The 19,759-nt window shown below is 37.3% G+C and carries 22 protein-coding genes and 2 other annotated features; all 22 genes read right to left on the bottom strand.

What is annotated here, in order from left to right; genetic code table 11:
* Positions 1 to 32: 32 nt before the first annotated feature.
* The 22 genes from rplJ to V7183_RS02995 all read right to left on the bottom strand — a co-directional run bounded on the left by rplJ (position 33) and on the right by V7183_RS02995 (position 19,596).
* Positions 33 to 533 carry a 50S ribosomal protein L10 gene (rplJ, locus tag V7183_RS03100; protein WP_097898942.1) on the bottom strand — a complete coding sequence of 167 codons (501 nt, stop codon included), beginning with the start codon at positions 531 to 533 and terminating at the stop codon, positions 33 to 35.
* A gap of 40 nt (positions 534 to 573) precedes the next feature.
* Positions 574 to 718, bottom strand: a sequence feature (ribosomal protein L10 leader region).
* A gap of 49 nt (positions 719 to 767) precedes the next feature.
* Complete coding sequence (gene rplA, locus V7183_RS03095; RefSeq protein WP_003205496.1) at positions 768 to 1,460, bottom strand: 50S ribosomal protein L1; 693 nt, start codon at positions 1,458 to 1,460, stop codon at positions 768 to 770.
* Positions 1,461 to 1,641: 181 nt separating this feature from the next.
* Positions 1,642 to 2,067, bottom strand: a complete 426-nt coding sequence (gene rplK / locus V7183_RS03090; protein WP_001085872.1) for a 50S ribosomal protein L11 — start codon at positions 2,065 to 2,067, stop codon at positions 1,642 to 1,644.
* 169 nt (positions 2,068 to 2,236) lie between these two features.
* Positions 2,237 to 2,770, bottom strand: a complete 534-nt coding sequence (gene nusG / locus V7183_RS03085) for a transcription termination/antitermination protein NusG (RefSeq protein WP_000415795.1) — start codon at positions 2,768 to 2,770, stop codon at positions 2,237 to 2,239.
* A 120-nt stretch (positions 2,771 to 2,890) separates the two neighbouring features.
* Positions 2,891 to 3,070, bottom strand: a complete 180-nt coding sequence (gene secE, locus V7183_RS03080) for a preprotein translocase subunit SecE (protein WP_097898943.1) — start codon at positions 3,068 to 3,070, stop codon at positions 2,891 to 2,893.
* Between the two features lie 32 nt (positions 3,071 to 3,102).
* Positions 3,103 to 3,249 carry a 50S ribosomal protein L33 gene (gene rpmG / locus V7183_RS03075; protein ID WP_002070160.1) on the bottom strand — a complete coding sequence of 49 codons (147 nt, stop codon included), beginning with the start codon at positions 3,247 to 3,249 and terminating at the stop codon, positions 3,103 to 3,105.
* Positions 3,250 to 3,378: 129 nt separating this feature from the next.
* Positions 3,379 to 4,038, bottom strand: a complete 660-nt coding sequence (locus V7183_RS03070; RefSeq protein ID WP_097898944.1) for an RNA polymerase factor sigma-70 — start codon at positions 4,036 to 4,038, stop codon at positions 3,379 to 3,381.
* 67 nt (positions 4,039 to 4,105) lie between these two features.
* Positions 4,106 to 4,618, bottom strand: a complete 513-nt coding sequence (locus V7183_RS03065) for an NYN domain-containing protein (RefSeq protein WP_097898945.1) — start codon at positions 4,616 to 4,618, stop codon at positions 4,106 to 4,108.
* 2 nt (positions 4,619 to 4,620) lie between these two features.
* Entirely contained in the window at positions 4,621 to 5,364 is a 744-nt protein-coding gene (rlmB, locus tag V7183_RS03060) for a 23S rRNA (guanosine(2251)-2'-O)-methyltransferase RlmB (protein ID WP_097898946.1), read from the bottom strand.
* The gene (locus V7183_RS03055) at positions 5,361 to 5,768 is read right to left on the bottom strand and encodes a Mini-ribonuclease 3 (protein WP_335358658.1); all 408 of its coding nucleotides are present in this window, start codon (positions 5,766 to 5,768) and stop codon (positions 5,361 to 5,363) included. Before V7183_RS03055 ends, rlmB begins: the two co-directional genes overlap by 4 nt.
* 2 nt (positions 5,769 to 5,770) lie before the next feature.
* Entirely contained in the window at positions 5,771 to 7,168 is a 1,398-nt protein-coding gene (gene cysS / locus V7183_RS03050; protein WP_335358657.1) for a cysteine--tRNA ligase, read from the bottom strand.
* A complete protein-coding gene (gene cysE, locus V7183_RS03045) occupies positions 7,149 to 7,814 on the bottom strand; it encodes a serine O-acetyltransferase (protein ID WP_097898949.1) in 666 nt (221 codons plus the stop codon). Before cysE ends, cysS begins: the two co-directional genes overlap by 20 nt.
* A 135-nt stretch (positions 7,815 to 7,949) precedes the next feature.
* Positions 7,950 to 8,196: a binding site (T-box leader), on the bottom strand.
* A 47-nt stretch (positions 8,197 to 8,243) separates the two neighbouring features.
* Positions 8,244 to 9,701, bottom strand: coding sequence for a glutamate--tRNA ligase (gltX, locus tag V7183_RS03040; protein WP_097898950.1), 1,458 nt, complete (start codon positions 9,699 to 9,701; stop codon positions 8,244 to 8,246).
* Between the two features lie 79 nt (positions 9,702 to 9,780).
* Positions 9,781 to 10,266, bottom strand: a complete 486-nt coding sequence (ispF, locus tag V7183_RS03035; protein ID WP_335358656.1) for a 2-C-methyl-D-erythritol 2,4-cyclodiphosphate synthase — start codon at positions 10,264 to 10,266, stop codon at positions 9,781 to 9,783.
* A gap of 116 nt (positions 10,267 to 10,382) precedes the next feature.
* Positions 10,383 to 11,063, bottom strand: coding sequence for a 2-C-methyl-D-erythritol 4-phosphate cytidylyltransferase (gene ispD, locus V7183_RS03030; RefSeq protein ID WP_097898952.1), 681 nt, complete (start codon positions 11,061 to 11,063; stop codon positions 10,383 to 10,385).
* 16 nt (positions 11,064 to 11,079) lie between these two features.
* A complete protein-coding gene (locus V7183_RS03025) occupies positions 11,080 to 12,186 on the bottom strand; it encodes a PIN/TRAM domain-containing protein (RefSeq protein ID WP_335358655.1) in 1,107 nt (368 codons plus the stop codon).
* A gap of 160 nt (positions 12,187 to 12,346) precedes the next feature.
* Positions 12,347 to 13,420, bottom strand: coding sequence for a DNA integrity scanning diadenylate cyclase DisA (disA, locus tag V7183_RS03020; protein WP_097898954.1), 1,074 nt, complete (start codon positions 13,418 to 13,420; stop codon positions 12,347 to 12,349).
* Between the two features lie 3 nt (positions 13,421 to 13,423).
* Positions 13,424 to 14,800, bottom strand: coding sequence for a DNA repair protein RadA (gene radA, locus V7183_RS03015; RefSeq protein WP_097898955.1), 1,377 nt, complete (start codon positions 14,798 to 14,800; stop codon positions 13,424 to 13,426).
* 95 nt (positions 14,801 to 14,895) lie between these two features.
* A complete protein-coding gene (clpC, locus tag V7183_RS03010; RefSeq protein WP_335358654.1) occupies positions 14,896 to 17,331 on the bottom strand; it encodes an ATP-dependent protease ATP-binding subunit ClpC in 2,436 nt (811 codons plus the stop codon).
* A gap of 22 nt (positions 17,332 to 17,353) precedes the next feature.
* Complete coding sequence (locus V7183_RS03005) at positions 17,354 to 18,418, bottom strand: protein arginine kinase (RefSeq protein ID WP_335358653.1); 1,065 nt, start codon at positions 18,416 to 18,418, stop codon at positions 17,354 to 17,356.
* 4 nt (positions 18,419 to 18,422) lie between these two features.
* Complete coding sequence (locus V7183_RS03000; protein ID WP_335358652.1) at positions 18,423 to 18,971, bottom strand: UvrB/UvrC motif-containing protein; 549 nt, start codon at positions 18,969 to 18,971, stop codon at positions 18,423 to 18,425.
* A gap of 163 nt (positions 18,972 to 19,134) precedes the next feature.
* A complete protein-coding gene (locus V7183_RS02995; RefSeq protein ID WP_097898959.1) occupies positions 19,135 to 19,596 on the bottom strand; it encodes a CtsR family transcriptional regulator in 462 nt (153 codons plus the stop codon).
* Between the last annotated feature and the right edge of the window lie 163 nt (positions 19,597 to 19,759).

Raw genomic sequence — 19,759 nt, 5'->3', positions numbered from 1 at the left:
TTATCGATAACACGTAATTATCTTTTAAAAAATTAAGCGCCTTGCTCTTCCTTTTGATCTGCAACTGCTTTAGTAGCAAGTGCCAGGTTACGGATTGGAGCTTGAAGAACGCTAAGAAGCATAGAAAGTAAGCCTTCACGAGATGGAAGAGTAGCGATAGCTTTAACTTCATCAAGTGTTACAAGTTTACCTTCGATTACGCCCGCTTTAATTTCTAAAGCTTCATGATCTTTAGCGAAGTCATTTAATACTTTCGCAGGAGCAACTACATCCTCGTTACTGAACGCGATTGCGTTTGGTCCTGTTAAGAATTCGTTTAACTCAGCCATTTCAACAGATTCTGCAGCACGACGAGTTAAAGAGTTTTTGTAAACTTTGAACTCAACGCCAGCTTCACGTAAGTTTTTACGTAATTCTGTTGCTTCAGATACTGTTAAACCACGGTAGTCAACAACGATTGTAGATTTACTTTCGCGAAGTTTTTCAGCGATTTCAGTCACAACTTGTTGTTTAGTTTCGATTGCTTTGCTCATGTTATTACACCTCCTGTAGATTATATAGAAGATGTACCGAAAGTGCACTAAAAAACCTCCATGCCCAGTTGTAGACATGGAGGCATATAGTCACAGAAAAAAAATTCCGTTTCGTATATTAACACCTAGGTAGGAAATTAAGCCAAATTGGCACCTACTGTCTACGGTACACTATTTAAATTCACAACATAAATGATTATATTAAAACTTCTTTATGAAGTCAACTTCCAATTTTTACGCGATTGTAGAAACGTCTACACGTACGCCAGGTCCCATTGTAGAAGCAACAGTTGCGTTCTTCATGTAAGTACCTTTTGCAGCAGCTGGTTTAGCTTTTAATAGCGTGTCAGCAATTGTTTTGAAGTTTTCTACTAATTTTGCATCTTCGAAAGATACTTTACCGATTGGAACATGGATGTTACCAGCTTTATCAACGCGGTATTCAACTTTACCAGCTTTGATTTCGTTAACAGCTTTTGTTACATCGAAAGTAACTGTTCCAGTTTTAGGGTTTGGCATTAAACCTTTAGGTCCTAATACGCGACCAAGTTTACCAACTTCACCCATCATGTCTGGAGTTGCTACTACTACATCGAAATCGAACCAACCTTGTTGGATTTTACCGATGTAATCAGTATCGCCTACGAAGTCAGCACCAGCAGCTTCAGCTTCTTTTGCTTTTTCACCTTTAGCGAATACTAATACACGTTGTACTTTACCAGTACCGTGTGGAAGAACAACTGCACCACGAATTTGTTGGTCAGCTTTCTTAGGATCAACACCTAAACGGAATGCAGCTTCTACAGTTGCATCAAATTTAGCTGTGTTTGTTTTCTTTACTAATTCTACTGCTTCTGTTGCAGAGTAAGCAGTTGCACGATCAACAAGCTTCGCAGCTTCTACGTACTTTTTACCTCTTTTAGCCATGTTTATTTCCTCCTTGAATGTGGTTTTAGCGGAATAACCTCCCACGTTTACGCCTTCATTCCGGGAAAACCCCGAGGATGCGCGCCCATCCATTTATTTAAAAACGATACTCATTTACGATAATAAAGGTTGCGAATTGGAATTCCAGACCCGCAACCTTCTTTACAAAAAACAAATCGAATTAGTCTTCGATAACGATGCCCATACTGCGTGCAGTACCTTCAACCATACGCATTGCAGCTTCTACGCTAGCAGCGTTAAGGTCAGGCATTTTAGTTTCAGCGATTTCGCGTACTTTATCACGCTTAACAGTTGCCACTTTATTACGATTTGGTTCACCAGAACCAGACTCGATACCAGCTACTTTCTTAAGAAGAACAGCAGCAGGAGGAGTTTTAGTAATGAAAGTGAATGAACGGTCTTCGAATACCGTAATTTCAACAGGAATGATAAGACCAGCTTGATCTGCTGTACGAGCGTTGAACTCTTTACAGAAGCCCATGATGTTAACACCCGCTTGTCCTAATGCTGGACCAACTGGTGGAGCTGGGTTAGCTTTACCTGCAGGAATTTGAAGTTTTACCATTTTAATTACCTTTTTAGCCACGAGACACACCTCCTTAAGTCCGTGATGTGGTCAATTGGACAATGATTTGTCCTCCCACTTCATATTTTATCTATAACGATAAAATCTTTTTCAAAAAACGTCTCCGTTACCGAAGACGTACTGACTTAAAAGATATTATCACTTTTTACAATTCATTTCAAGTTTCATTTTATAATTTTTCAATTTGATGGAAGTCCAGCTCGACCGGTGTTTCACGACCAAACATATCTACAAGCACTCGTACTTTTTGTTTTTCCATATCAATTTCTTCGATTGCACCTGTATAGTTTGCGAACGGACCTTCATTTACACGCACTGTTTCATGAAGTTCAAAGTCAAAATCAACAACTTCATTGTCCATTCCCATATGCTTCATAATGGTAACAACTTCCTCTTCTAATAGAGGAGATGGTTTTGAACCTGATCCAGAAGATCCAACAAAACCTGTCACGCCTGGTGTATTACGGACAACATACCAAGAATCGTCAGTCATAATTAGTTCAACTAACACATAACCTGGGAATACTTTTCTTTTTGTTAATTTTTCTTTTCCGTTTTTCATTTCTACTTCTACTTCTTCTGGGACAACAACACGGAAAATTTTATCTTGCATTCCCATTGATTCTACACGTTTCTCTAGGTTTGCTTTTACTTTATTTTCATATCCAGAATAAGTATGGACAACATACCAACTTTTTTCCATTCATTTAGGACGAGCGTCCTTCCCTCCCTGACGTACATTTTTTTGTGCAAATGAAAAAACCCGTTCACCGGGCTTTTACACAGTTCGTATAAATAACATTATATCATGGATAAGTACTTCTTATTCAAGAATTAACCGAATTAAAGAAGAAATACCCATATCAACCACTGCGAAGAAAATCGCAAAGAATACAACTGTTGCAATAACAGTAGTTGTTGAACGGAGTAATTCGTCTTTCTTAGGCCAACTTACTTTTTTCATTTCGCGACCTACATCGCCGAAAAAGTTCGTCAAACGCATTTACGGGACCTCCAGTGTATTATTTCGATTATTTATTTTGTTTCCTTATGAACTGTATGCTGATTGCATGTTTTACAAAACTTCTTTATCTCAAGTCGCTCCACTGAGCTCGTATCTTTCATTGTAGAGTAGTTTCGATTTTTACACTCTTCACATGAGAGTACAACTTTTTTTCTCATTTGTTACACCAACCTTGTAACGTTATGTCCCTAAAAATGTATCATACAATAAAAGGTAATGTCAATGACATGCCGCTTACTCTCTTACAAAAAGAAAGCAGGAGATTCACTTCACTCCTGCAGCATATACTATGAGTTTAAAGTTGTATTTTCTCTCATTTCCATATATCGTTCCAATTTTCTTTTTACACGTTGCAGAGCATTATCAATCGATTTCACATGCCTATTTAGTTGCTCTGAGATTTCTTGATAAGAACGACCATCCAAATATAAAGAAAGAACTTTTCTTTCTAAATCGCTTAATAATTCAGATATTTTTAGTTCTATGTCGGTATATTCTTCCTGACTGATGATCATCTCTTCAGGATCAGTCACCTTTGCTTCCGAAATAACATCTAATAGCGTACGATCAGATTCCTCATCGTAAATCGGTTTATCTAAAGAAACATACGAATTTAAAGGAATATGTTTTTGTCTCGTTGCTGTCTTAATAGCAGTAATAATTTGACGAGTAATACACAATTCAGCAAATGCTTTAAAAGAAGATAGCTTGTCCTCTTTATAATCACGAATTGCTTTAAACAATCCAATCATACCCTCTTGAACAATATCCTCTCGATCGGCCCCTACTAAAAAATACGATCTTGATTTTGCACGAACAAAGTTCTTATACTTGTGAATTAAATATTCAAGAGCATCAATATTACCTTTTCGAACTAACTCAACTATCGCCTCATCCTCTAAATCGCGAAACGTAACGTTGTTGGTACTTACGAAGCCTGCTTCCACTCTGATCCCTCCGACCGCTATTTATTTAGAAATATTATACAGTAAGCGTTTGAAGAGCGTCAATGTTTCAACGCTCTCCTCGCCTTAATTTTTCTAATTTTTCTGTAATATCTTTACTAAATATCGTTCGCATAGTAGGCTGTTTCTCTTTTGTAACTTGCGTCTGCTGGCGCACTTGTTGTTCCATCGCCTGCACTTCTATCTCTAGTTCGCGAGCTGATTTCCTAAGTGCTCCTTGCGCAAAGATGACCCACTGCTCCGTATAATCAGAAGTCGCAACATAAATTTGTGTATTAATGTTACGAAGCTCAATCGCGAGCTGTTCAATTTTTTCATCGGCCGTTTGATTTTTCCTTGTGAAAATAACTTCAACACGCGATTGTTTCATCTTCTTCTCAATACCGTGAACTGTATAAGCATCAAATACAATTATTACTCTCGTTCCTGTGTAGCCTTGATAATCCGCCATTTTATCAATTAGCGCGTCCCTTGATGCCTGTAAATCTACATCCTTCAATTTTTTTAAGTCTCTCCAAGCCCCAATAATGTTGTAACCATCAACGATTAAAATATCGTTCATTTTCACTCACCGATTTGTTGACGTTTACGATATACCTCATACATTAACAGACTTGCAGCTACCGAAGCATTTAAGGATGTAACTTTACCAACCATCGGTAAGTGAATTAGGAAATCACATTTTTCGCCAATAATACGGCTCATACCTTTCCCTTCGCTACCAATTACTAATCCGATTGGCATATTACCATCTAGGTTACGGTAATCCGTTTTTCCTTTTGCATCTGTACCCGCAATCCAAAGACCGCGTTCCTTCAATTCATCAATTGTACGAGATAAATTTGTCACACGCACAACAGGAATGTATTCAATTGCTCCTGTAGAAGCTTTTGCAACTGATGCTGTAAGACCTACAGCCCTTCTTTTCGGAATAATAATCCCATGAGCCCCAGTCGCATCCGCCGTACGCATAATAGAGCCTAAATTATGTGGATCCTCAATTTCATCTAAGATTAAGAAGAAAGGATCCTCATTACGCTTAGCAGCCACGTCAAATAAATCCTCTAACTCTGCATATTGATATGCCGCCACTTGCGCAATTACACCTTGATGGTTCCCTTCAACAAGTTGATCTAACTTTTTCTTTGGTGCATGCTGCAAAATAATTTTATTTTCTTTTGCTAACGCTAATACAATTTGTACTTGTCCTTTGGCAGCACCTTCTGCAATCCAAATCTTATTAATATCTCTTCCAGATCGTAACGCTTCAATTACAGGGTTACGTCCAATAATGTATTCACTACTCATGATGATGCGCCCCCTTCCTTCGCTTCTAAAACATCAATTGCCTTATATACAAGTTCTTCTAATCTTTCTCGATTGTTCAATAAATAATGATAACCAAGCAGTGCCTCAAAGGCCGTGCTATAACGATATGTTTGTACATCCGTATTTTTCGGCACAGTACCCGAATTTGCATTACGCCCTCTTCTTAGTACCGCTTCTTCTTCCTCTGTTAAGAATGCCGTTTCTAATAAATGATAAACCACTTTCGCTTGCGCTTTCGCTGAAACAAAGCTTGTCCCTAAACGATGTAGCTGGTTAGGACGAACCGTTCCTTTTTGAAGAAGGTGATAGCGGATATATTGTTCATATACCGCATCACCCATATATGCTAACGCCAAGCTATTTAATTGCTTTGCATCGATCATACTTATCCTCTTTTCCATCTTGTACCTTGAGCGGTATCTTCTAAAATAATATTACGCTCTTTTAAATTATCACGAATTTGATCAGATAATGCAAAATCACGATTTTTACGAGCCTCGATACGTTTTTGGATGAGTGCTTCAATCTCTTCATCAAGCAACTCTTCTTTTGCTAATTCTAAACCTAAAATGCCAAACAATGTTTCAAATTGTTTTACATATGCTTCAATGACAATTTTTGACGTATGCTCTTCTAATAAATATTGATTCGCATGATTTGCTAAATTATATAACTCAGTTATCGCATTTGCTGTATTGAAGTCATCATCCATCGCTTCTTCAAATGCCACTTGGAATTTATCCATTTCAGCTAACCATTTCTCATTATGGTCCGTTAAATCCGCACTGCTTTCCATGCGATGTTTTAAGTTTCCATAAGCCGTTTTAATTCTCTCTAATCCATTATTCGTACTTTGCAATAACTCTTCACTAAAGTTGATTGGATGACGATAATGTACAGATAACATAAAGAATCGGATTAACTGTGGATCATACTGTTTAATAATATCGTGAACTAAAATGAAGTTTCCTAATGACTTAGACATCTTTTCATTGTTAATATTAATATATCCATTATGCATCCAGTAACGTGCAAATGTTTTTCCAGTCAAAGCTTCTGATTGTGCAATCTCATTTTCATGATGTGGGAATGTTAAATCTTGACCACCAGCATGAATATCGATTGTATCCCCTAAATATTTACGTGCCATTGCCGAGCATTCGATATGCCATCCTGGACGACCTTTCCCCCAAGGGCTCTCCCAGAAGATTTCTCCTTCTTTCGCTGCTTTCCATAATGCAAAGTCAAGTGGATCGTGTTTCTTCTCTCCAACTTCAATACGCGCCCCATGACGCAGGTCTGCAATTGGTTGATGTGATAATTTACCGTAACCTTCAAATTCCTTTGTTCTGTAATAAACATCACCTTCAGATTCATATGCATAACCTTTATTCACAAGTTCCTGAATAAACTCAATAATGATATCCATATTTTCTGTTACACGAGGATGAACTGTCGCATGTTTGCAACCTAGCGCCGTTACATCTTCAAAGTACGCTTCAACAAAGCGATCTGCAATTGTTGGAACATCTTCTCCTAGCTCATTCGCCGCTTTAATTAATTTATCATCTACATCAGTAAAGTTAGAAACATATTGTACATCGTACCCTTTATGTTCTAAATAACGACGTACTGTATCGAATACCATAGGTGGTCTTGCATTCCCAATATGGATATAGTTGTATACTGTAGGACCGCACACATACATTTTCACCTTATTTTCTTCCAATGGAACAAACGCTTCCTTTTGACGCGTTAACGTATTATAAATGTGAATAGTCATTTTTATCCTTCCTCTCTACTTTTAATGCAAGTTGCTTCTTTAATGCCTCAAGCTCTGCTTCCATCACTTTCAATTTATCAAAAATTGGATCTGGAAGATCTGAATGATTTAATTCCTGACCAATCTTTACTCCATTTTGAATTACGACACGACCAGGTATACCTACAACTGTAGAATGTGCAGGAACTTCTTTTAATACGACAGACCCTGCCCCAATTTTAGAATTTTCTCCAACGGTAATGGATCCAAGTACTTTTGCACCTGTCGCAATTAATACATTATCTTGAATTGTTGGGTGCCTTTTCCCTTTTTCTTTCCCCGTACCACCAAGAGTAACTCCTTGATAAATTGTTACATTATCTCCAATTTCACATGTCTCGCCAATAACAACTCCCATACCATGGTCAATGAAAAAGCGTCGACCAATTGTTGCTCCTGGATGAATCTCAATACCAGTAAAAAAACGACTAACTTGTGAAATCCAACGTGCAATAAAGAAAAAATTCTTTTTATAAAAAGCATGTGCAATTCGATGTGCCCAAACTGCATGTAATCCAGAATACGTTAAAATGACTTCGAAATAACCTCTTGCCGCTGGATCTTGTTCAAAAACGACTTCAATATCTTCTCGAAGCCTCTTAAACATCGATGTCCCCTCCCCTTTATGGGTTGCTTTTCCGAGTGAACTGATTTCTCCCTCACTTATCCCCCAGTCTTTATTCAAATACATAAAGACTTATAATCATTTACATGGTATAAAAAAAGACGCCTCTGTCAAATTGACAGAGACGCCTTATAAGCGCGGTTCCACTCTGTTTAGGCTAAAAAAAGCCTCAAACTCATCCATGATAACGGTTTACACCGCTTCTGCTTACTTTGCGTCATTAGACGTTTCCCGAAATGATTCGTTGTTGGGCAGAAGACTCGAAGGGGCATTTCGAAAATCCGCTTATAAACCACTTCCAGCCAAAAGGTGGTTCTCTCTGTAAAAAGCCTGACTTTCTACTTCTCCTTCTCGTCGCTTTTCCTTATTCGTTTTTTAGTACTCTTATTATATTTCTAAATTCGTTAAATGTTAACCAATTACTTTACGAATACGATTTAAAACTGTCTCTTTTCCAAGAAGCGCAATTGCATTTGGAAGTTCTGGGCCATGTGTTTGTCCAGTTGTTGCAACACGAATTGGCATAAATAAGTTTTTACCTTTATGGCCTGTTTCCTTTTGAACAACCTTAATTGCCTTTTTAATTGCTGCCGGCTCTACTTCTTCTAAAGCTTCTAATTCCGCTGCGAATGCACGAAGTACTTCAGGTACTTGTTCACCTTTCAATACTTCTTGTCCTTCTTCTTCATAGTCTACATGATCTTTGAAGAACATTTCAGAAAGCTCTACAATTTCAGCTCCAAAGCTCATTTGTTCATGGTATAAAGCAATTACATCACGAACCCAAGCTTGTTCTTGTTCGCTTAAGCTTTCACTTACACGACCAGCTTTCACTAAATGCGGTAAGCTTAATGCCACAACAGCATCTAAATCTTGCTTTTTCATATATTGGTTGTTCATCCATTTTAGTTTTTGAGAATCGAATAATGCAGGCGATTTTGATAAACGAGCTGCATCAAACATTTCAATAAATTCATCTTTAGAGAAAATTTCTTCTTCTCCTACTGGTGACCAACCTAATAATGCGATAAAGTTAAAGATTGCTTCTGGAAGATATCCAAGCGCTTGATATTGTTCAATAAATTGAATAATAGATTCATCGCGTTTACTTAATTTTTTACGACTTTCATTTACGATTAATGTCATATGACCAAACTGCGGGATATCCCATCCAAGCGCTTCATAAATCATCATTTGTTTTGGTGTGTTAGAAATATGATCATCACCGCGAAGAACGTGCGTAATTTCCATTAAATGATCGTCTACTGCTACCGCAAAGTTATAAGTTGGAATGCCATCTTTTTTCACAATAACAAAGTCACCAAAGTCATTTGAATGGAAAGCAACTTCATCTTTTACGATGTCTTTAAATGTGTAGTCGCGATCAGCTGGTACACGGAAACGAATACTTGGAATGCGGCCTTCCGCTTCAAATTGTTTGATTTGTTCTTCTGTTAAATCACGGTGATTACCTGCATAACGAGGTGTTTCACCACGAGCAATTTGTCCCTCGCGTTCTGCTTCTAATTCTTCTTCTGTCATATAACATTTATAAGCTAAACCACGCTCTAATAAATCTTCATATAACTTTTTATAAATATCTAAACGTTCTGTTTGACGATACGGTCCATATTCACCGCCAACATCAACACCCTCATCCCAGTCCATGCCGAGCCATTTCAAGTATTTTAATTGGCTTTCTTCACCACCAGCAACGTTACGTTTTACATCAGTATCTTCAATACGAATAATAAACTTGCCATCTTGATGACGAGCAAATAAATAATTAAATAATGCCGTACGCGCATTTCCGATATGTAAGTGTCCTGTTGGACTTGGCGCATAGCGCACTCTCACTTGCTTTTCCATAATTGGTACACCTTCCATTCTTAATGTCAACACATTCTATAATTGTACACCAAAAAAATACGATTATCCATCTTGCAAATCAAAAACCATTATTTTTCTGCAATAAGACCACTGCTTGAGAAGCAATTCCTTCTTCTCTACCTGTAAAACCTAATTTTTCTGTTGTTGTTGCCTTTACATTAATATTGTCAATAGAAGTTTCTAGCAACTCACTAATACGCTTTCGCATACTTTCAATATGTGGTGCCATCTTTGGCTTCTGTGCAATAATTGTACAGTCTAAGTTACCTAATTCATAGCCTTGTTCATGCACAAATTCCCAAACCTTTTTTAATAATACCGCCGAATCAGCATCCTTAAAGGCAGGATCTGTATCCGGAAAATGTTTTCCGATGTCACCTGCAGCAATCGCTCCTAAACATGCATCAGCAATTGTATGCAAAAGTACATCTGCGTCTGAGTGACCTAACAAACCTTTCTCATATGGAATTGTAATCCCACCGATAATCAGCGGTCTACCTTCTGCAAATTCATGTACATCAAAACCTTGCCCAATTCGAAACATTGTTTACATCCTCCTCAAGCTAAACTACTAAGCTTTATGACTCTATATTATATCGCTGTCCCTATAAAGAAAAGCCCGGCAGTGACCGAGCTTTTCTTTATATTATACCACTGCCGCTATCCCTTCTGAACCTGCAAGAAACTTTCAGCGATTAATAAATCTTCTGGTGTCGTTACTTTAATATTATAATAACTACCCTCTACTACGCCTACTTCCTTGCCAATGCGTTCTACAAGACTTGCATCATCTGTACCAAGAAAACATCCCTGTTTTGCACTTTGATGCGCTTCTAGTAAAAGTGCAACAGAAAATCCTTGCGGTGTTTGTACAGCTCTAAGGTGAGAACGCTCAACTGTTTCAACAACTGTATTTTGTTCTACCCTCTTTACTGTATCCTTTACAGGTACTGCACAAATGGAAGCACCTTTTTGCTTCGCTGCATTTAAGACATCATGGGTCATTTTATTTGTTACAAATGGACGCGCTCCATCATGTACGAGAACATACTCAGTTTGCTTCACATGCTGAAGTGCATTATATACACTATCTTGTCTTTCAGCCCCACCTTGAATAAACTGCACACTTTTTTGAATCGGATATCTCTGCATTAACTCTTCAAAATAGGAACGTTCTTCTTCATTAATTGCCATAATAATACTTTCACATGCTTCATCTTTCTCAAAAGCACGTAATGTATGCACAATAATAGGCACTTCATCAATAAGCAAAAATAATTTATTTTTACCAGCACCCATTCGTTTCCCTTGGCCCGCTGCCGGAATAATTAATGTATACATGCTAATAATCCTCTACTTATAATGCTTTTTCTAATAATTTACGCTTTGCAAAAATCATGCGGCCAGCAGATGTTTGTAATACACTCGTAACAAGCACATCAAGTTGTGAACCGACATACTCCCTACCGTCTTCTACTACAATCATCGTACCATCATCTAAGTAAGCAACACCTTGATTTTGCTCTTTTCCATCTTTAACAACGTAAACACTTAATTCTTCACCAGGTAGCACAACCGGTTTAATCGCATTTGCTAAATCATTAATGTTCAGAACTGTTACTCCTTGTAGTTCGGAAACTTTATTTAAATTAAAATCATTTGTGACAACAGTACCACCAGTTACTTTCGCTAATTTCACAAGCTTGCTGTCCACTTCCTGAATGTCTTCGAAATCGCCTTCATAAATCTCTACCGGAATTGGCATCTCTTTTTGAATACGGTTTAAAATATCTAATCCTCTGCGACCTCGATTACGCTTTAATGCATCCGAAGAATCAGCAATATGTTGCAATTCCTCTAATACAAACTGCGGAATGACAATTGTTCCTTCTAAAAACTTAGTTTGGCAAATATCAGCAATGCGTCCATCAATAATTACACTTGTATCAAGGATTTTCCAATGTGAAGAAGATTCTTCTGTTTCTATTTCTTCACTTTCGCTATTATTATTTTTCTTCTTACCACCGCGCTGTGGTAATGTAAATAATCCTAACAGTTCATTTCTCTTTTTAAATCCTACTTGGAAACCTAAATAGCCAAGTAAAAGTGTAAAGAAGATTTGTAATACAGTGCTAATGACTGGAATTGTAAATTCACGAATTGGTATCAAAATTAAATATGCAACAATAAGACCAGAGATTAACCCTAACGTACCAAATAAAACATCTGCTACGGGCGCCTTTACAAGGGCTTCTTCAATGTGTTTAATAAGCTGAACAATATAATCTACAAGCCAAAATGTTGTTAAAAATAAAATAATTGCACCAATAATTGCACGAACATATGAACCTTCAAGAAAAGGGACTGCACCAATATCCAATACATCAATAATTTTTGGGATTAGAAAAATCCCCAACGCTCCCCCGATTACTAAAAAGAAGAGCTGTACGATCCGTTTTAACATCCAACCACCTCCTACTCATTATTAACCATTGTTTTGCTATTCAAAACGCCGAATGCAAAAGCGGACGTGTTTTTTCATAAATAGTTTTATTTACCAATATACCATATCATATACCAAAAATGTTCTAGTGTCGTTATATTGTAGAATCAATGTAATATTCTTAATTGTGTCTACTCATATAAAGATGCTCTTGAATTCGTTTTAAACCTTCTCGTATTTTCTTCGCTCGAACTTCTCCAATTCCTTCCACATCATCTAATTCATTAATCGTTGCACGGCAAACACCTTGCAATGTTTTAAATCGATTAATTAAATTTTCAATAATAAGGGGTGGTACTCTAGAAATTTTACTTGTAATTCGATACCCTCTCGGTGTCACACTTTCTTCTAAGTTCGTTTGTCCTGGGTAACCAAGCAATTTAACTAAATCGCTGTCTTCTAAAAGCTGTGCATTAGCAAGTTCCTGTAATTTTTTTAAAATTTGATAATGATCTTGCGTCTTCTCTTGATAATAGTCTTTAATTAACAATGCCGCTTCTGCTTCCAAATCTGCCAGTAATTCTGTCAGTTGTAAACGAATGAGTCTACCTTCTGTTCCTAGTTCATGAATATAACTTAGGATTTCATTCTTAATGCGAAGTACCATTTCAGCGCTATGTAAAACATGAACTACTTCGGACAACGTAACAACCTCTTCAAATTCTAGAATGCCCAAATTCGTAATACCATCATTCCATACTGCCTTATATTTTTCTAAAGTTTGAATTGCTTGATTAGCTTTTGTTAAAATAACACCTATATCCTTTAATGTATAACGTAGACTTCCCTGATATAGCGTAATTACATTACGTCTTTGTGAAATAGCAATAACAAGGCTACCCGTTTGTTTTGCTACACGTTCTGCCGTACGGTGACGCATCCCTGTTTCAATAGAATCAATAGATGATTCAGGAACTAATTGCGCATTTGCAATTAAAATTTTGCTTCCTGTCTCATTTAAAATAAGCGCCCCATCCATTTTTGCCAATTCATATAAACTAGCGGGTGAAAACGCACAATTAATGTGAAATCCTCCATCAACAATACTTTTAATTTGTTCATTATATCCAAGAACAATTAAGCCACCTGTCTGTGCACGAAGTACATTATCTATTCCATCACGCAGCGGTGTTCCTGGTGCAACAAGCTGTAAAATATTAATCATACTTTTGACACGTTGCTTGTTTTCCTCCATAGCCTAGCCTCCTAATGTCAAGCGAAGCGCCTCTCCTAAATTGGAAACACCAACTACTTCAATCCCATCAGGAATTGTCCATCCCCCCAAATTTTTTCGTGGGATAATAGCACGTTGAAATCCTAATTTAGCTGCTTCTTGTACACGTTGTTCAATTCTTGATACCCTTCTTACTTCTCCAGTTAACCCCACTTCTCCTATCACCACGTCAGTCGGTGCAGTTGATTTATCTCGAAAACTTGAAGCGATACTTAAAGCAACCGCTAAATCAATTGCTGGTTCGTCTAATTTCAAACCACCAGCAACCTTTAAATACGCATCTTGGTTTTGTAATAATAAACCAGACCTTTTTTCTAGCACTGCCATAATCAGTGATACTCGATTATGATCAATTCCTGTAGCCATTCTCCGAGGATTTCCAAAACTAGTAGGAGAGATTAATGCTTGTATTTCTACTAAAACAGGTCTTGTTCCTTCCATCGAAGCAACAACTGTAGATCCTGCAACTCCAACAGGCCTTTCTTCTAGAAAAATTTCAGAAGGATTCAATACTTCTGCAAGACCAAGTTCCTTCATTTCAAAAATACCCATTTCATTTGTAGAGCCAAACCGGTTTTTTACCGCTCGCAAAATACGATATGTATGATGACGATCCCCTTCAAAATAAAGGACCGCATCTACCATGTGTTCTAACATACGTGGCCCTGCAATGGCACCTTCTTTCGTCACATGCCCTACAATAAAAATTGGAATCCCTTTCGTTTTCGCAAGCTTCATCAGTTCTGCTGTACATTCACGTACTTGTGCCACACTTCCAGGTGCTGAAGTCACTTCTGGTAAATAAATCGTTTGAATGGAATCAATCACAACGAAGGACGGATTCATTTCCTCAATATGCGCTGCGATTCGCTGCAAATCTGTTTCCGACACAACAAATAAATTACCTCCATTTACATGGAGACGATCTGCGCGAAGTTTAATTTGCTTCGCTGATTCTTCACCCGATATATATAGTACATCATACGAAGAGTCTGCTAATTGTGATGATATTTGTAGTAACAACGTTGATTTCCCAATCCCAGGGTCTCCACCAATCAGTACAAGAGAACCATCAACAATCCCTCCACCTAGTACACGATTAAACTCTTGGAATTTCGTTTCAATACGGGCTTCAGACTTTGTTTCCACTTCTGTAAGACGCCGCGGCTTTGTTACTTCTGTTTGAATTGCATTTGCATAGTTAAGACGCCGTGATGATACAACTTGTTCCATTTCTTCAACAAGTGTATTCCATTGTCCGCACCCAGGGCATTTCCCCATATATTTTGGTGATTGATATCCGCATTCTTGACATATAAATTTTGTTTTCTTTTTAGCCATTTTGTTTTATACTTCACTTCACTTTCATCTATAGACATAAATTCTTCTCGTACAACAAAGAGGGCTACCTGATAGCCCTCTTTGTTTGTCTATACTTATTTTACCTTTTCTGCACTGTGAATGACAAATGATTCTCCTTCTGCATCAAAGATAACTTTTTGACCTTTCTCAATTGCTCCTTTTAGAAGTTCTTCTGATAATCGATCTTCCACATGCTTCTGGATTGCCCTACGAAGTGGTCGAGCACCATATTCACGATCAAATCCTTTATCAGCAATTGCTGCAATTGCTGCAATTGTTAATTCTAAGTCGATTTCTTGCTCTTTTAATCGTTTCACTAATTGATTTACCATAAGTGTTACAATTTCTTGAATATGTTTTTTCTCAAGCATATGGAACACAATGATTTCATCGATGCGGTTTAAGAATTCTGGACGGAATGCCTTTTTCAATTCATCCATTACTTTACCTTTCATATCTGAATAGTCGCGACTCTCATCTTGCACGTTAAATCCAAGATGCTTATTACGTTTTAATGCCTCAGCACCAACGTTAGAAGTCATAATAACAATTGTATTTCGGAAATCAACTGTGCGGCCTTTAGAATCTGTTAAACGACCGTCTTCTAACACTTGTAATAAAATGTTAAATACGTCTGGATGTGCTTTCTCTACTTCATCTAATAGAACAACAGAGTATGGTTTGCGACGAACTTTTTCTGTTAATTGACCACCTTCTTCGTACCCAACATATCCTGGAGGAGATCCAACTAAACGAGATGTAGAATGTTTCTCCATATACTCAGACATATCGATACGAATCATTGCATCCTCATCACCGAACATAGATTCTGCTAATGCTCGCGCTAGCTCTGTCTTACCTACACCAGTCGGTCCTAAGAAAATAAATGAACCAATTGGACGTTTTGGATCTTTTAACCCCGCTCTTGCACGTCGCACTGCTTTTGCTACAGCAACAACCGCTTCATCTTGACCAATTACACGATCATGTAAAATAGACTCTAAGTTCAGCAATTTATCTGTTTCTGTTTGTGCAAGTTTAGAAACCGGAATACGTGTCCATGTAGAAACAACATTTGCAATATCTTCTACTGTTACTTCTGAGTTTTCTTTTCCTTGCTGTTCTTTCCATTGACGTTTTGTATCTTCTAATTTTTCACGTAAACGTTGTTCCATATCTCGTAAAGAAGCGGCCTTTTCAAATTCTTGGCTTTGTACAGCTGCATCTTTTTCTTTACGAATTTCCTCAAGCTTCACTTCAAGTTCTTTTAAATTTGGTGGTGTTGTATATGAACGCAAACGAACTTTTGATGCAGCTTCGTCAATTAAATCAATTGCCTTATCAGGTAAGAAACGATCTGTAATATAGCGATCTGAAAGTTTTACCGCTGCGTCAATTGCATCGTCTGTAATGGATACGCGATGATGTGCCTCGTAGCGGTCACGGAGACCTTTTAAAATTTGAATAGACTCTTCTAGACTCGGTTCATCAACCTGGATTGGTTGGAAACGTCTTTCTAACGCTGCATCTTTTTCAATATACTTACGATACTCATCTAGCGTTGTAGCTCCAATACATTGTAATTCACCACGTGCTAAAGATGGTTTTAAAATATTAGATGCATCGATTGCACCCTCTGCACCACCTGCACCAATTAATGTATGAAGTTCATCAATAAATAAAATGATATTACCCGCTTGGCGAATCTCATCCATTACTTTCTTTAAACGATCTTCAAACTCACCGCGATATTTTGTACCAGCAACAACAGTACCCATATCTAATGTCATAACACGCTTATCACGTAATGTTTCCGGAACTTCATTATTTACGATTTGCTGCGCTAATCCTTCTGCGATTGCTGTTTTACCTACACCTGGTTCTCCAATTAACACTGGATTATTTTTCGTTCGACGGCTCAGTACTTCAATAACACGTTGTATTTCCTTACTACGGCCGATAACAGGGTCTAATCGATTTTCACGTGCAACAACTGTTAAATCACGCGCTAAGCTATCAAGTGTTGGTGTATTCGCATTTGTTGAAGAACCACCTTGGTGACCTGAAGTAGCTTCATTACTTCCAAGAAGCTGTAGTACTTGTTGTCTTGCTTTATTTAAACTTACGCCTAAGTTATTTAAAACACGTGCTGCAACGCCTTCACCTTCACGAATCAAACCTAGTAAAATATGTTCTGTTCCAACATAGGAATGACCTAATTTACGCGCTTCGTCCATAGATAATTCGATTACCTTTTTGGCACGAGGTGTATAATGAACCGTTTGAGATACCTCTGTTCCACGACCAATTAATGCTTCTACTTCCTTTTGTACCTTTTCTGGACTTAATCCAAGAGCAATTAACGCTTTAGCTGCAATTCCTTCCCCTTCGCGTACAAGCCCAAGTAAAATATGTTCTGTTCCAATATTATTATGCCCAATGCGAATTGCTTCTTCTTGAGATAAAGCTAATACTTTCTGTGCTCGCTCTGTAAATCTTCCAAACATCATAGAAATCGCCTCCTACTTGCGCTCAATTTTGTTCAATTCGTAATCGTTCACGGATTAACGTTGCTCTTCGATAATCTCTTTCCTCTGGCCCTAAAGGACCACCTGCATATTGTTGTAAAATCCCTGGCTGGGTCAGGACCATTATCTCTGTTAAAATATTGCTCGATATATTTTTTATATAACCAAGATCAATGCCAAGTCGTACATCGGATAAGCAAGTAGCTGCCTCCACTGATTCAATTAAACGACTATTGGCCAAAACACCGTAAGAACGATACACCTTATCTTCAAGCTCAATACTTGAATTTTTCACAATTAATTCTCGGGCTAATCTTTCTTGCTGTATAAGTTGATGAATGACACTCTTTAAATCTGCTATAATATCTTCTTCTGACTTTCCTAGTGTCATCTGATTAGAGACTTGAAATATATTCCCTAACGCTTCGCTACCTTCACCATATATTCCCCTTACTACCAATCCTAATTTTTGAATTGCCTGTATAATACGGTTTATTTGCTTCGTTAAAACAAGTGCAGGGAAATGAATCATTACAGAAGCTCTTAACCCCGTACCTACATTTGTAGGACAACTGGTAATATAACCAAGTGATTCATCAAAAGCATACTCAACCACTTCTTCAATCTTATTATCCATTTGATTTGCACTTTGAAGCGCCTCAGATAATTGTAGTCCAGGGAATAGACATTGAATTCGCACATGATCTTCTTCATTAAGCATTACACTCATATGTTCACTTTCTGATAATAGACAAGCTCCAAATTCTGTCCCTGCAAGGTTAGGACTAATTAAATGTTTTTCTACTAAAACTCTCCGCTGCAAGGGCTTTAGATCACTCATCTTCAATAACTCAAAACCAACAAAAGTTTCCGTTGTTTCATTAGCAAACTTTTGTTGAAATAACTCAGTAATCTGCTTAGCTTCTTCATCTGTCTGCATAGTAGGGAAATGATAATTTTTTAAATTACGAGCCAAACGAATACGACTGCTTAAAACAATGTCAGAATCAGGGCCATCTCCCTTCATCCAAGGGCTAATTGCTTCATTCATAATACGATCCAGTGACATAGAATTATTCCCCCTTTCTATGCTCACTAAGCTGATTTTCGATACTTCGAATTTGATCACGGACTTGAGCCGCTTTTTCAAATTCTTCTTTCTGTACATATTGCTTCAAACTTAGTTTTAGTTCATCTAATTCTTTCTTTAAGTGGATATTTCCTCCCATATGTTCTGGAATTTTTCCACAATGATGCGTATGACCACCATGAAGACGCTTCAACATTGGCTTTATTTGTTCTCCAAATGCCTCATAGCAAGAAGAACAGCCAAAACGCCCCACCTTTGCAAATTGTTCATATGTCATCTTACAATTTGGGCATTTTAAAACCTTTGAATCTGTAAAATGATTCTCTTGTTGTTCAAACATCGACGGTTCACCATGTAGCAATCCAGCTAATAAGTCATGAAAGGAAAAATTAGATTGTGATGATTGAAAGAAAGACGTATAGCCACTTTGTTCTGCACATTGCTCGCAAAGATGAACTTCCGTCTTTTTTCCATTTACTACTTTTGTATAATGTAAGGCCGCTGGTCTTATATTACAGTTTTGACAAGTCATCTCTATCCCCACCTTTACAACAGGAACGATCTATTTCATAACACTTTTCATACATTACTAAAATTTCCCCTTCACTTAATCAGTTTTGCAGAAATACATGTTGTCTGTAAAAAACTATTATGAATTGTATACTCTCAAAAACATTTCTTAACAAAAGTTATATTTATTTATATTTCAGTGTCCTTAACATTGCGCATAATATGCGAGCCCTAAGTTGATCTCGAGAAGATGCATCCATTAATAATACAGAGCGATCTAATACACTTAACATAAGTTTAGCTTCCCTCTTTGTTACAATACCTTCTTCTATTAAGCGTATAATAATACTTTCTGCATTTCCTTGTGCAATACTATGCTCAATCATATGAAACATTTGATCAATAATGTCTATATCGTCATGCAATTTGACTTTGATAATGCGAATGTAACCTCCTCCACCTCGTTTACTTTCCACTACAAATCCTCTTTCCAATGTAAAGCGGGTATTGATTACATAATTAATTTGAGACGGAACACAATCAAATCGATCTGCGATCTCACTTCTCTTAATTTCAATCACATTATTGTTGCTTAAGCCAATAACTTGCTTTAGATATTGCTCAATGATATCAGATATATTTCTCATTTATCCGCCACCTTTATTGACTTTGACTATCTTTGACTTTAATTATATACGTATTAAAAAAATTTGCAACTCTTTTGCCTCCTCATTATCCTAGCCATAATTTTCATTGTTTAATCACAAGATTTATTGTTTATAAAAGAATACAAAAAAGCACGAGTCAATT

This window comes from Bacillus sp. JJ1127 (genome assembly GCF_036965845.1).
GTDB lineage: Bacteria > Bacillota > Bacilli > Bacillales > Bacillaceae_G > Bacillus_A.
Note: the sequence above shows the minus strand (reverse complement) of the source record. Positions and strands in the feature narration are given on the sequence as shown.

Excerpts from the sequence above, each read along its gene's own strand:
- rplJ (WP_097898942.1), bottom strand. The coding sequence starts at position 533 with ATGAGCAAAGCAATCGAAACTAAACAACAAGTTGTGACTGAAATCGCT.
- rplA (WP_003205496.1), bottom strand. The coding sequence starts at position 1,460 with ATGGCTAAAAGAGGTAAAAAGTACGTAGAAGCTGCGAAGCTTGTTGAT.
- nusG (WP_000415795.1), bottom strand. The coding sequence starts at position 2,770 with ATGGAAAAAAGTTGGTATGTTGTCCATACTTATTCTGGATATGAAAAT.
- secE (WP_097898943.1), bottom strand. The coding sequence starts at position 3,070 with ATGCGTTTGACGAACTTTTTCGGCGATGTAGGTCGCGAAATGAAAAAA.
- rpmG (WP_002070160.1), bottom strand. The coding sequence starts at position 3,249 with ATGAGAAAAAAAGTTGTACTCTCATGTGAAGAGTGTAAAAATCGAAAC.
- V7183_RS03065 (WP_097898945.1), bottom strand. The coding sequence starts at position 4,618 with ATGAACGATATTTTAATCGTTGATGGTTACAACATTATTGGGGCTTGG.
- rlmB (WP_097898946.1), bottom strand. The coding sequence starts at position 5,364 with ATGAGTAGTGAATACATTATTGGACGTAACCCTGTAATTGAAGCGTTA.
- V7183_RS03055 (WP_335358658.1), bottom strand. The coding sequence starts at position 5,768 with ATGATCGATGCAAAGCAATTAAATAGCTTGGCGTTAGCATATATGGGT.
- cysS (WP_335358657.1), bottom strand. The coding sequence starts at position 7,168 with ATGACTATTCACATTTATAATACGTTAACGCGTCAAAAGGAAGCGTTT.
- cysE (WP_097898949.1), bottom strand. The coding sequence starts at position 7,814 with ATGTTTAAGAGGCTTCGAGAAGATATTGAAGTCGTTTTTGAACAAGAT.
- gltX (WP_097898950.1), bottom strand. The coding sequence starts at position 9,701 with ATGGAAAAGCAAGTGAGAGTGCGCTATGCGCCAAGTCCAACAGGACAC.
- ispF (WP_335358656.1), bottom strand. The coding sequence starts at position 10,266 with ATGTTTCGAATTGGGCAAGGTTTTGATGTACATGAATTTGCAGAAGGT.
- ispD (WP_097898952.1), bottom strand. The coding sequence starts at position 11,063 with ATGTATACATTAATTATTCCGGCAGCGGGCCAAGGGAAACGAATGGGT.
- V7183_RS03025 (WP_335358655.1), bottom strand. The coding sequence starts at position 12,186 with ATGTTAAAACGGATCGTACAGCTCTTCTTTTTAGTAATCGGGGGAGCG.
- disA (WP_097898954.1), bottom strand. The coding sequence starts at position 13,420 with ATGGAGGAAAACAAGCAACGTGTCAAAAGTATGATTAATATTTTACAG.
- radA (WP_097898955.1), bottom strand. The coding sequence starts at position 14,800 with ATGGCTAAAAAGAAAACAAAATTTATATGTCAAGAATGCGGATATCAA.
- clpC (WP_335358654.1), bottom strand. The coding sequence starts at position 17,331 with ATGATGTTTGGAAGATTTACAGAGCGAGCACAGAAAGTATTAGCTTTA.
- V7183_RS03005 (WP_335358653.1), bottom strand. The coding sequence starts at position 18,418 with ATGTCACTGGATCGTATTATGAATGAAGCAATTAGCCCTTGGATGAAG.
- V7183_RS03000 (WP_335358652.1), bottom strand. The coding sequence starts at position 18,971 with ATGACTTGTCAAAACTGTAATATAAGACCAGCGGCCTTACATTATACA.
- V7183_RS02995 (WP_097898959.1), bottom strand. The coding sequence starts at position 19,596 with ATGAGAAATATATCTGATATCATTGAGCAATATCTAAAGCAAGTTATT.